Here is a 12,939-nt window from a genome sequence, read left to right as displayed (position 1 = left end):
GTAATGACGATAGAGAGTAAGAATTGTTATGGCTGCGCATAGTGTGTCGGAACAACTGCCGAAATCCGGATGGTTTAACCAATGGTGGTTGAGCTTGGCTTATCACCACAAATGGGCTGAATCACTGTTGTACATGATGTTTTTCAGTGGGGTTCTGCTGTGGGATCGCATCGGTGTGATATGGCAAGTCGAACGTTGGCTGTTATTGGCTCATATGTTAGCGGGTGCGACGCTGTTCACCATTATTGTTGGCGCATTTTGGGGAGCACACCGTCGTTTGATCGTGAAAAGTAATAAGCCCTTTTTACGACAAACGGGCACTGCGATTGAGTGGTTGTTGATTGCTTGTAGCGTCAGTGGCTTTTACTTGTTCTTTTATGGCAACACTGGCAACACAATCGGCGTTGTACTGCAGAATGTTCATTTTTACTCCTCATGGTTATTAGCTCCTTTGGTATTTCGACATGCCATGCGTTGGAGTGTTCTAAACCTCTCGAAACTCTTTAAGTCATGAATACAAAAAATAATCTTAGTTGTATGGGGAAACCATGTTAGCCAGTTTTTTAATTACTCTACGTGAAGGGCTTGAAGCTTTTTTATTGGTCGGGATTGCCTTGTCTTACCTTGCCAAATTAAATGCTCGCCAATATAACAAGTTCATTTATGTTGGCGTGTTTATTGGTTTGATTTTATCGCTGGCGATCGCGGTTGTATTTCAAGTGGTGGTCGATCAATTCAGTAACGAACTCTATCGTAACTACTTGATGGCTGGGATCTTGATGTTTGCCACTGTTGTGCTGACGTATATGGCTATCTGGATGCAGAACCAAGCTAAAAATCAGGTAAGCCAAATGCAGCAAGACGTTAGCCAAATGGTGAGTTCCGGTAACTTATTTGGCTTAGTGTTTCTTTCGTTGTTGGCCGTTTTACGTGAGGGATTTGAGACTATCTTATTTTTCTCAGCTTTGATGTATTCCAACTACGGTGAGTTCAGTACTCAAGATGCGTTAATCGGTGCAATAGCTGGGCTGGCGGTATCCTTGTTTATTGTGTGGTTGATGCTTCGAACTACCCGCAATGTACCACTTCGTGCATTTTTCCGCTGGACAAGTTTACTGATCATTATCATTGCGGCCGGGCTTTTGTCTTCTGCTGTAAACATGTTACAAGCTGCGCATGTGTTACCGATTGTTCATGCTCAGTTATTTGATATCTCACATATCCTCGATGATCGTGGTGTTTTTGGCACATTCTTACGTGCTTTATTTGGCTATAACTCCTCACCTGGCTTATTGCAATTAGTGGTATGGGCGAGCTATATGGCGACATTTATCTTTTTCTGGAATCGAGGTTATAAACAAGCATGAGTACTGCTGTTGAAAATAAACATATCGCTGTGCTTGGTGCAGGACCCGCAGGCTTGATGGCGGCGTGGGAATTGGTAGAAGCCGGTTATCAAGTGACAATTTTAGAGCGTGACGATCATGTGGGCGGGATGTGTGCGACCCAAACGTTCACCGGGCAACATGGTGAATACCGGTTTGATTTTGGCGGTCATCGTTTTATCACCAAAAATCCTAAGCTATTGGCCTTTGTTGACTCCCTTATGGGAGATGAATTGTTGTTCGCGCAGCGTAAAAGTGTGATCCGTTACCGCGGACGTATTTACCAGTATCCGCTGGCGTTGGTTGATTTGATCAAGAACGCCCCTTTGCCGCTATTGATTGGCGGTGGTGTCGATCTCATTAAACAAATGTTTAAGCCAAAACCACAGGATCAATCTTCAGTGAGTTTTGCTGAGTGGATTGAAAGTCGCTTTGGTACCACTTTGTATCAGCACTTCTTTGAAGGGTACACCGCCAAGCTGTGGGGAATTGACCCTAAATTTTTATCGGGTGATTGGGCATCGCAACGCATTAGCTTGATGGATTTGAAAGACGTTGCTCGTCGTTTATTTCCTGGGCGTCGTTCTTCGGTTCGCACTTATGCGCGTCAATACCGTTATCCCAAATGGGGCTTTGGACAGTTGTATACCCGCCTAGCAGAAGAGTTAGAAAAAAAAGGGGTTACGATTGTACTCAATAGTGATGTTTGCGGTTTGACGGTGAATACGGCACAGCAAATTGAACACGTTGAATATCGTCATCAAGGTGAGGTGCACACTTTAGCTTGTGAGCAGGTGATCTCAACGCTACCACTGCCGTTGATGTGTCAACTTACTGGATTTGATAGCGGATTGGAATTTCGGTCATTGCGCTTTATGAATATGCCAATGGAAACCAAAGACATTTCAGACAACACTTGGCAGTACTTGTCAGACCCACAAATTTTGGGCACTCGCTTGCAAGAGCCTAAGCGCCGTTCTGCTTTCATGGCACCAGAAGGGCGCTCATCGGTGATGATTGAAATCCCATGTAACAAAGGGGATGAAGTGTGGAGCATGGACGGTGAGCGATTGCAAAAACGTGTGTTAGCTGACTTAGCTTCTTTAGGTGTCGATCCGGCGCTAGCTACGGGCGAGTATTTTACCTCGTACACTGAGCATGCTTATCCCCTCATGGATATGACTTATCAAGCAAAGCGTGAGAAGGCTATTTCTCATTTGTCGCAGTTCAGCAACCTCATTATGACAGGTCGTCAGGGTACTTTCCGTTATATCTTCACCGACACCGCTATGGAAATGGGCATGATGGCGGCTCAGTCCGTGATGGATGGGGTTGATCGTCGTCGTGAGATCTTCGATTTCCGTAATGAAAAAACAGTGATTGAAGTACAAAGCGTCGCTTAAAGCGAAATCGGATAAGGAGCGCAATGCAATGAATCGAGTAGGTGTTTATCAAGTAGTGGGTCGATGGATACTAGTGGCAGTTGCCCTTTTTTCTAGTGCGATGACCTATGCCTATTCATACGCGGCGGCAGGCAAAGAGCCTGTGATTGATGGTCGTGAAGCTATTTTGTTGGCGTTAGAAAAGCAAGACTTTAATGCTGTACAACAAGCTGTCGGTGATTTGAAAGATGAGTTCGCTTATCTAAAAAAAGAGCACAATGTTGATTTGCAAACGCCAATGGCAGCCGCAGTTGCGAATCAAGATGCAGCTCAAGTCGAAGCCATTATGGATCGTGCAGTGGTTGAGGAAATTGTCCGTCGTCTTGATGGGGCAAGCAAGAATTTGGCTGATTATCAGGTCGCGAAAGTGCTAGTGGTGAAAAGTAAATTGTTTCTTGATCTGATCACACCCAAGTTAGATGACAGTCATCGCCAACAAGCCGAGCAGGCGATTCAAGGTACCTTGCAAGCCATTGGGAATCCTGGAGTGTTTGGGGTAGGGCAAGCTCCGGCTGATCCTGAAGCATTTAAGCAGCAACAGCAGTTGTTAATTGATGCAATCAGTACCTTACACCCGTAAATCTGTAGGGTTATTCAATATGATGAGCCAGTATATTTCCGATCTTCGTGCTGATAAGCCTTCATGTTTGGTGTTTCGTTATGTTGCTAAAACAATGAATGCACCCAAATTGATCGCCGCGATGATCACATTGCTGGCTTATGTTTGCTGGTGGCAGTGGATCAGCCAATTTCCGCTGCAACTCACTAGTGATGATGCGTTGAATTTTGCTCGTGGGGTACAGCGTTTTTCTGTATTGGAGTTTCGTCCTCATTTTCCTGGTTATCCCGCTTTTATTGGTGTGGCACATATTGCTGCACGGTGGTGTGACCCTCAAGTTGCGGTGATTTGGGTTTCATTAATCTCAGCGATGCTGATTCCGCTGGCTGTGGCTCGCTTGATCTTTCTTTGTGTGTCTTCGCTGGTGGCGGCGGTAGTCGGCTGTTTATTGGTACTGAGTCAACCGTTACTAGCTTCGATAGCACTGAGCGGGTTATCGGATGCAACGGCTATTTTGTTTACGCTACTGTCCTTAATGGCTGCAAGTCAAAAACAATATAGGTGGGTGGGCGTATGGCTGGGCTTAATGTTGGCGACGCGACCATCGTATTTCGTATTGGCGCTTGGGGTAGGGATGTTTCCTTGGTGGCATGGTTTACATCGTCAGTTGGGTGTTAAAGCGGTCGTGAAGGCATATTTTCAAGCCAGCTGGATTATTGCCGTTATTGGTGCGCTTAGCTTGGGATTTATTTGGGCGCATGATGGTAAAGCCTACATCGATGAGGGGATTCGGTTTACTCAAGGGCATTTTGCTATTTGGGGAAATACCGTCGAGGGCAATGATGCCACGTTATGGCAGTGGGTCATTGCTATAAGCAATGGCATGGGTTGGCCCGTATTGGTCGCTGCTTTTTTGTCATTGTTAAGTAGTGTTTTTTTAGTTTTTTTTCAATCTGCTAAACATGGGGCGTCGAGTGTTCATCGTGTGAATTCAGTATCGCAATTGGCAGCGTGCGCTTCGGTGGCCGTGGCGTATTGGACGTGGATCAGTTTAGGACAGAACCCTGACAACTTACGCCATTGGGCGCCTGTATTGTTTTTGTTTTTAGTGGTTATTGTCGGGCAGCTATCGTGGTTGGCAAAAAGTAATGAACTGTGGCTAGTCGCGATAATGGTATTGGCTGGTTACGATGTAGGGCGCAATGTTGCGGCATTAGCTCAGTCTCGATTACAACCACAAGCACCTATCCAGCAGGCTATAACTTGGATCCGTAAGCATCCGCAGATCAGAGTAATTGGCACGAATTACAGTGTGAATTTAGTCCGAGCTCAGCTTAAGGGACGAGCGGTGTACGACATGTTTTATCCCAGTAGTCAGCGTGCATTATCAGAGCAAGCGCAGAGCGATCCTCATAGTGCGTGGCGTTTATCCGGAATACGACTCAATGGCCATGAGCTTTATGCTCAATTTCCACCTCGTTTTGTAGGGGAAAGAGGTCTGTATTTATATCAAATCAATCAATGATGTGTGCTTGATTTGGAATTAGGTAAGTGTAAAGGCGAATGATGTTAAATTGTAAAATAAAGCCTATGAAGCAGTGGTTGTTTTTGTTGCTTGTACTGATGAGTCAGTCTGTACATGCGATTGAAAAGAGTAGTTCAATGCTAATGACGTTGGATAAAACTCAAATCATTAGTGCTAACTTTGATGCTGGTAGTGTGAGTATTATCAATCGCACTGATGGTAAGTTGCTAAAAGAGGCTGTCATTGGTCGTGATATTCGCCGTATCGCACTAACAAACGATGGTAAGTTGATATTAGCGACAGATTATTTAAATGATCAACTTGTTCTATTAGATGCGAAAACGTTGGCAACGAAGCAAGTTACTTCTGTGCCGTCTCGTCCGTTTGGCGTCGTCTTTGATGCTCACCACCAACAGTTTTATGTGACTAGTTTTGAGCGTAATCAGCTGTTGGTCGTGAACCGCGATGGTAGCGTAGTTCAAACAATTGATACCGTAACAACGCCACGAGGTCTAGCGCTAACCGATGATGGACGCTTACTTGTGACGCATGCGCTATCGGGGCAGGTATCAATTTATGATGTTAAGTCAGATCAGCCTCAGTTAATCAAAGTGATTAAACTGGTCGACACTCCGGCTCACCATGAGAAAACAACGCCGCAAGGCAAGCCTCGTTTACTCGATAACATTGTTATTTCACCGGATGGTAAGCAAGCATGGCTTCCACATGTGTTGTGGTCATTCGGGCATGACTTTCATTTTCAATCAACGGTATTCCCAACCGTTTCTCTTCTTGATCTTACGCCTAACGATGAACACGAGATTGTTGATGAGCGTAAGCAATTGTTTAAGCAAATTAATATTATTGAAAGTGGTAATCGAATTCGAATTGTCTCGAATCCACATGATGGTGCTTTCACCGATGATGGTAAGAAAGTTATTTTCACGCTCGCGGGCTCTGAAGATTTGATGGTATTCGATTTATCACGCCAAGGTAAAAAGAATAAAAAGCGCCATCGTCGTAAGAAGTTTCAAGGTGGGGTGAAAGCGACTCAGATTTATCGCAATGTACCTGGTGATAACCCACGCGGTATCCTCGTCACAGGGCGCGAGCTCTATGTACAAAATGCAATGTCGCTAGATATTGCCAAGTTTGATACTGGTGCGGTTGGCCCGTTTGCCAAAGTAAAATTAACGCAGGCTCATTTTGCCAATTTAGTCAGTAAAGATCCGTTACCTAAACAATTGCGTTGGGGGAAAACATTATTTAACAGCGCCAATATGGCTGATAACCCTCAGTTCCCGATGGCGGGTGATTTCTGGATGAGTTGTAACTCTTGTCACCTTGATGGCTTTAATTTTACTAACCGTCAATTGATGGAAGATGGCAAAAAAGATCGTTTTAAAAATGCCGTTACTGGTCATGTGGATGTACGCAAAATGATTGCCGGAGATCCGATTGGAGCCTACATCGATATTATCCAGAAGACGCAAGGAGGGATGGGCGGTGATCCGCGTGAAGAAGAAATGCCCCCCGTCAATGTTGAACAGCCGCCATTAGAAGCAGCCAAGATGATGATGGCGTTGAATGAATATGTGCGAGCACCAGAGAACTTACCGTATTTATCTACTTGGTTGCGCCTGGATGATAATAAGCGTTATACCCATCCTGATGAATGGGTGAACTCGGCGGAATGTTCTGATTGTCACACCACAATTTATGATCAATGGGCAGATTCAAACCATGGTATGAATATGGATCACCCGTATTACCGATTCCAAGAAGATGTGGCAGCGCAAAGTGAAGGGGAAGAATTCCGTGTGCTTTGTCGTGGTTGTCATGCCCCTCAGATGGTGATTAATGGTGATAATAAACCGCTATCTGACTTTGGTAATATGCGAGAGAAAGGCGGTCAATCATTGAAGATAGCCTTAGCGCATGGACAGTCGGTGAGTGAACGCGGTACTGGTTGTGTGTTCTGCCACCGTGTGACGAAAGCTGAAAATGCAGGCGGTAACACGGATATGACGGTTAATCTTAAAGACCGTGAAAGTTACGTGTTTGAGGATGCAAAAACGAGTATGTTGAAATGGCTCTCTGAGAAGCAGATCAATGCGATGCCAGCGCAGCACAAAGCGTCGTATTCTAATCCAGAGCTGTATCAGAGTTCTTTGTATTGTGCGACTTGTCATAATGAGTTTACGACTGGACAAGGGGCGAATATCAACGACAACTTTGGTGAATGGTTAGCATCGCCATTTAATGCTCCTGATAATCCTGCTCAGCATAAAACTTGTATCGATTGTCATATGACGCAAGACGTGACGAACTTTGATCGTAAAGTTGGTGGACAGTCGACCAATAACGGGCCAATGAAATCAAACCTTCGCTCGCATCACTTAGTGGGTGGTAACTATTTCTTTACTGGTATGCGAAATCCAGAACATAAGAAAATGAGTATCGATATCTTGAAAACGGCCTTGCGCCTTGAGGTTGAAAAACAAGGTAACGAATTTATTGCGAAAGTGACTAATGTGAATTCCGGTCATGATATGCCTGGTGGCGCTCGTCGTCAGGTTTGGCTGGAGGTGATTGCGACCGATGCTAACGGCAAGCAAGTCTTTACTAGTGGTGTGATGCAAGATGGGGTGATCCCGAAAGATGCCCGTAAGTTTGTTAAGGTGGGCGTAGATAAAGATGGGAAACCTGTTGGCTTGCGTTTCTGGCGTTATGTCAAAATTGGTAAAGACACACGGATTAAATCAGGGCAAACGCGTAATGAGGTATTTGAGCTGCCATCGGATATGACATACCCATTAACGGTATCGACGCGGGTGCTTTATCAAGTATTTGCGAAAGCGTTGACAGATAAGGTTCGTCAGGCTTACCCAGAAGAGCATATTCCTGAGCCGGAAGTGATAGAGTTACAAGCGGTGACGAAAACGTATATGTCACCAAATTTGTCATCAAATACGGTGGCGATGCATTAATTACTGTTAGCTATCGTTAGATAAAAGAGATCTATCATTGATAGGTCTCTTTTTTTATAAACATAATTGCGTTAAATGATTGGTATATAAAGTCATATGTGTTTGTTTTTTGTTGCTTGTATCAAGCGAGTTAGAAGGATGTCTGCTTTTTAAGTATCAACTAAATAAGGTGTTGAATAAAAATACTACCATTAGATAATCACATCAGCCCTGAGCTTTTCTTCTTCACTTCCTGCATCGAATGATTGTTAATAACGTCAACAGTTAAGTCCTATTAAAGGGAGATGCAGTTTACGCCTTGCAGCTATCTATGGAGGGATAATGCAGATTTTCTGGCAACTTCGATGGTATTTCTTTCAAGAGTGGCGCCGCTATGGCGGGGCAATTTCTATTTTAGCTGTCGTGGCATTATTGGAGCTGGTGCCGCCTAAAGCGATTGGCTGGGTGGTCGACCATGTCGTCAGCGGCGAGTTGAATACCAGCATGTTGATGTGGTGCTTGCTGGGGCTGATTGCACTCTGGGCTGTGGTATATGTACTTCGGATTATTTGGCGGGTGTGGTTATTCACCGCAGCGGCTAAGCTTGGCACCGTGATTCGTAACCGCTTATACCGTCACTTCTCTTTTCATCCGCCTGCGTTTTTTGAGCGTTATAAAACCGGTGACTTGATGGCGCGCTCAACCAATGACGTTAACTCTGTGGTGCTGACTGCGGGGGAAGGGGTATTGACCGCCGCTGACTCATTGCTTACCGGTATTGTGGTGCTCTTTGTAATGACCACTCAATACAGCTGGGAACTGACTGTTTTGGCGCTTTTGCCGATGCCACTGATGGCGATTGTGGTGTTTTTCTTAGGACGACAATTACACACTCGTTTTGGGGTGTCACAGGCCGCGTTTTCTAATCTGACAGATAAGACGCAAGAATCCTTAAATGGGGTGCGGATGATCCGTGCTTTTGGCTTGGAGCGACGTCAGCAAGATGAGTTTAACAGCGTGGTTGATGATACTGGGCAGAAGAACTTAGCGGTTGAGAAAGTTGATGCGCTATTTAACCCAGTGATCCAAATTACCATTGGTATGTCGTTCTTTTTGAGTGTTGCGGGTGGCGCTTACATGGTGTCGGTAGGGCGATTAACGCTAGGCGATTTAACCGCGTTTACTTTGTACCAAGGCTTGATGATTTGGCCTATGTTGGCAATGGCGTGGCTGTTTAATATTTTAGAGCGTGGTTCTGCGGCATGGAAACGGCTTCAGCATATCTTTGATGAAACGCCTGAGATTGTTAGTGGGGAAATTCCGCTGACCCAGCAGGTTCAATCTCTGGTGGTGAATATTGAACAGTTCTGTTGGGGCGAGCAGCCACACCCTGTACTTAAAGACGTTTCTTTTACTTTGCCTCATGGACAAATGTTGGGGATTGCGGGGCCTGTGGGGAGCGGTAAATCAACCTTGTTAGCCCTGTTATTGCGCCAGCAAACCTTGCATCAAGGGACGATCCACTACGGTGAGGTCACGATTGAGCAGGCAGATCTTGATCATTGGCGCAGCCGTTTTGCGGTAGTGAGCCAAACGCCGTTTTTGTTTTCTCGCTCGATAGCCGACAACATTGCCTTGGGTAAACCTGAGGCTAGTCGTGAGGAGATCCGCCAAGCTGCACGTCTTGCGTGTATTGACGAAGACATTATTCAGTTCCCTCAAGGTTACGAGACTTTGGTCGGGGAAAAGGGCATTACTTTGTCTGGCGGACAGAAACAGCGTATTGCGATTGCGCGCGCTTTGTTACTCAATGCCGAAATTTTGGTGTTAGACGATGCGTTGTCAGCCGTTGATGGCAAAACCGAGCACCAAATTTTGAGTAATTTGCGCCATAGCCAGCAGCGACAAACCGTGATTGTGATTGCGCACCGATTAACTGCGCTTGAGCAAGCTCATGAAATTTTGGTGCTACAACACGGTGTGGTTGCGGAGCGCGGTGATCATCAAGCGTTACTCAAAGCCAATAGCTGGTATGCGGAAATGTATCAGTATCAGCAACTTGAACAAGCGATAGAGGGGGCGTAATGAAAGGGAAAGCAGTCAATCCTGCGATATTAAAGCGCCTACTCAGCTATGGCTTGAGCGATAAACCTAAGCTAGCGATTGCCATTGGTTTTTTGTTTATCGCCTCGTTGGCAGACGTGGCAGGGCCTTGGTTGATCCAACACTTTATCGATAACCATATCGCCAAGGATGATTACCCTATTGAAGTCATGGTGAGCTTGGGGCTTGGCTATGTCGCTTTGATGGTGATCGCCGCTATTTTCCAATATTTGCAGTCGATCCGTTTTAACGACATTGCGATTGGTGTTGTGCAGACGGTGCGTAAGCAAGTGTTTGGGCGGATCTTAAATCAACCCTTGTCAGCCTTTGATTACATGCCGACAGGGCGTTTGATCTCGCGGATCACCAACGACACTGAGTCGATCAAAGATTTCTATATCTTCGTGATTTCAACTGTGGTGAAAAATGTCGCGCTGATCAGCGTCATGTTGGTGGTGATGAGTATGCTGAGCTGGCGTTTAACGCTAGTGGTGTTGGTTTTGTTGCCGGTGGTGGCGGGCGTAATGGTGGTATATCAGCGCAAGAGTGCTGATGCCTACCGTCGGATGCGAGATTTATTGTCCGATATTAACTCATCAATGAGTGAGTCAATCCAAGGTATGAGCTTGATCCAGCTGATGCGCCAAGAGCGAGAATTTAGTCAGCAATTTGCCAAGCTCAATGAGCAGCATCTCGCAGCGCAAGTGAGTGTGACTAAACTCAATGGTTTGTTGCTAAGACCACTGATTGATTTACTCTCGGGTATTGCGTTAATTTCGTTGGTGGCAGTATTTGGTGTGAGTGGCACCGAGCTGGTCGGGGTTGGGGTACTGTACGCCTTTATCAGTTATTTAGGGCGCGTTACCGAGCCTTTGATTGAGCTTACTCAGCAACTGTCTTTGTTGCAGCAGGCGCTGGTGGCGAGTGAACGTATCTTTGGTTTTATCGATGCCAAACAGCAAGCGTATGGTGATGATGAACAACCACTCACGACAGGTGCGATCCAATGTCAGCAAGTTAATTTCAGTTACGACGGTAAACAGCCTATTTTGTCGAATATCGATATCGACTTACCGCACCGTGGCTTCTTGGCACTTGTAGGGCATACGGGTAGTGGTAAAAGTACTTTGGCATCCTTGCTGATGGGCTTTTACCCTGTAAAAGAGGGTGAGGTGACGCTAGATGGGCGTGCGCTATCAAGCTTAGCGCAACCCGTTTTACGCCAAGGGGTCGCGATGGTGCAGCAAGATCCGCATGTTCTTAATGACACCGTTCGCGAAAATATTTGTCTTGGCCGACAAGTGACAGATGATGCGATTTGGCAGGCATTAGAGAATGTCGGTTTGGCGGCGCAAATTCGTCACTACAAGGCGCAGTTAGATACGCGTTTAGGGGGTGGTGAAGTCAATCTTTCGGCAGGGCAAAAGCAATTGCTGGCATTGGCGCGAGTGTTAGTGGCGAAACCTAAAGTGCTGATCTTAGATGAGGCGACAGCGAACATTGATTCTGGTACCGAGCAAAATATTCAGCGCGGTTTAGCGTTATTGCGCAAAGATATGAGTATTGTGGTGATTGCCCATCGGTTATCCACCATCATGGATGCTGACGAAATCATTGTGCTGAATAGAGGTGAAATCATCGAGCGTGGCACGCATAAAAATTTGTTAGCTCAGCAAGGGCATTATTTGCAGATGTATCAATTGCAGCAAGCAGGGGAGCTTTTACAGCAATTAGAGTCTGATGAGGGTTACCAAGATGCGGAAAGTAAACCGCATGATATACAGACGCAAGAATCTGCTTGATGTAACGTTTTGATTTTACTTGATTCTGACATTTTAGCTGAGGGTTAAGCGTATGCTGGCTGTATCAGTTGGTTTGGGATTATCCCAAGGCTCTGCCAACTGATCCCCCTATGCTAAAACGCCACAGAAACCGGCGTCGTTTCTGTGGCGTTTTTGTGTGAGTTTACTCGTATGAGCAAAGAGCGTTGATGATCACTGGTGGTGGCGCATTAAGCCTTCTTGAACTGCAGATGCGACCAATTCACCTTTTTGGTTATAAATTTCACCGCGAACTAAGCCACGTGCGCCGCTAGCTGATGGGCTATCGATAACGTATAGCAACCATTCATCAAGTCGGAATGGACGGTGGAACCACATAGAGTGATCAATGGTGGCAACTTGCATCTTAGGGGTTAGCAAAGTCACCCCGTGAGGTTGTAGTGCCGTTACCAAGAATCCCCAGTCAGAGGCGTAAGCCAGTACATACTGGTGGATACGTGGGTCATCTGGCATCTCGCCATTGGCCTTGATCCACAAGTATTGTTTTGGCTCGGCTTTGGTTGGTTGTAATGGGTTGATCACATTGACAGGGCGAACCTCGATCGGACGTGTGCGAGCAAAGGTTTCTACCGCTTTTTTCGGTAAATATTCCGCCAGTGATTTAACCAGTTCCGTTTCAGATTTTAGGGTTTCAGGCGCAGGTACATCCGGCATGGTCGATTGATGGCTATAACCTTCTTCTTCACCTTGATAAGAGGCGGTTAAGTAGAAAATAGGCTGACCATTTTGAATTGCTTTCACTCGGCGAGTGCTAAAGCTTTTGCCATCACGCAGGTTTTCTACATCGTAGATAATCGGCTTTTCAGGATCACCTGGACGAAGAAAGTAACTGTGGAAGGAGTGGACATGACGGTCGGCATCAACGGTCTTTTTTGCCGCTGATAGTGATTGACCAATCACTTGACCACCGTAAACCTGAGGTAAGCCGAGGTGCTCACTCTGACCTCGAAATAGCCCCAGTTCGAGCGGTTCAAGGTGGAGTAGGGTGAGTAGTTCAGTCAGTTCTTTGCTCATCGTGAATCCATTTGTAATGACAATAAAAAAGGTTAAGAACTTAGCACAATCAAAGTGAATCGTTACTTAACAAACTTGGCGGTTTTACGCGATCGTTAACA

The 12,939-nt window shown here is 45.8% G+C and carries 9 protein-coding genes; 8 read left to right on the top strand and 1 reads right to left on the bottom strand.

Going from position 1 to position 12,939, the window contains the following annotated elements; translation table 11 throughout:
- Positions 1–28: 28 nt before the first annotated feature.
- From A3K86_RS06650 to A3K86_RS06615, 8 genes are all read left to right on the top strand, one after another.
- Complete coding sequence (locus A3K86_RS06650; protein ID WP_068329476.1) at positions 29–514, top strand: hypothetical protein; 486 nt, start codon at positions 29–31, stop codon at positions 512–514.
- Positions 515–548: 34 nt separating this feature from the next.
- Positions 549–1,367, top strand: coding sequence for an FTR1 family iron permease (locus A3K86_RS06645; protein WP_068329466.1), 819 nt, complete (start codon positions 549–551; stop codon positions 1,365–1,367).
- Positions 1,364–2,788 (top strand): FAD-dependent oxidoreductase, encoded by a 1,425-nt coding sequence (locus tag A3K86_RS06640; protein ID WP_068329464.1) that lies wholly within the window; start codon positions 1,364–1,366, stop codon positions 2,786–2,788. The genes A3K86_RS06645 and A3K86_RS06640 overlap by 4 nt, the downstream gene beginning before the upstream one ends.
- Before the next feature lie 28 nt (positions 2,789–2,816).
- On the top strand, positions 2,817–3,407 hold the full coding sequence (locus A3K86_RS06635) for a hypothetical protein (RefSeq protein WP_068329462.1): 591 nt from the start codon (positions 2,817–2,819) through the stop codon (positions 3,405–3,407).
- On the top strand, positions 3,382–4,911 hold the full coding sequence (locus tag A3K86_RS06630; protein ID WP_232321913.1) for a hypothetical protein: 1,530 nt from the start codon (positions 3,382–3,384) through the stop codon (positions 4,909–4,911). The genes A3K86_RS06635 and A3K86_RS06630 overlap by 26 nt, the downstream gene beginning before the upstream one ends.
- A gap of 65 nt (positions 4,912–4,976) precedes the next feature.
- Positions 4,977–7,901, top strand: coding sequence for a cytochrome D1 domain-containing protein (locus A3K86_RS06625; protein WP_232321911.1), 2,925 nt, complete (start codon positions 4,977–4,979; stop codon positions 7,899–7,901).
- A gap of 321 nt (positions 7,902–8,222) precedes the next feature.
- Positions 8,223–9,965 (top strand): ABC transporter transmembrane domain-containing protein, encoded by a 1,743-nt coding sequence (locus A3K86_RS06620; RefSeq protein ID WP_068329456.1) that lies wholly within the window; start codon positions 8,223–8,225, stop codon positions 9,963–9,965.
- Positions 9,965–11,785 carry a SmdB family multidrug efflux ABC transporter permease/ATP-binding protein gene (locus A3K86_RS06615; RefSeq protein WP_068329454.1) on the top strand — a complete coding sequence of 607 codons (1,821 nt, stop codon included), beginning with the start codon at positions 9,965–9,967 and terminating at the stop codon, positions 11,783–11,785. Before A3K86_RS06620 ends, A3K86_RS06615 begins: the two co-directional genes overlap by 1 nt.
- A gap of 192 nt (positions 11,786–11,977) precedes the next feature.
- On the opposite strand, the gene tesB is transcribed toward A3K86_RS06615, so the two are convergent.
- On the bottom strand, positions 11,978–12,838 hold the full coding sequence (tesB, locus tag A3K86_RS06610) for an acyl-CoA thioesterase II (RefSeq protein WP_068329452.1): 861 nt from the start codon (positions 12,836–12,838) through the stop codon (positions 11,978–11,980).
- Positions 12,839–12,939 lie beyond the last annotated feature (101 nt).

The sequence above is a fragment of the Photobacterium jeanii genome (assembly GCF_001650345.1).
In the GTDB taxonomy this organism is placed as follows: domain Bacteria; phylum Pseudomonadota; class Gammaproteobacteria; order Enterobacterales; family Vibrionaceae; genus Photobacterium; species Photobacterium jeanii.
The sequence above is the reverse complement of the archived record's forward strand: the minus strand, read 5'-3'. Positions and strand labels throughout refer to the sequence as shown.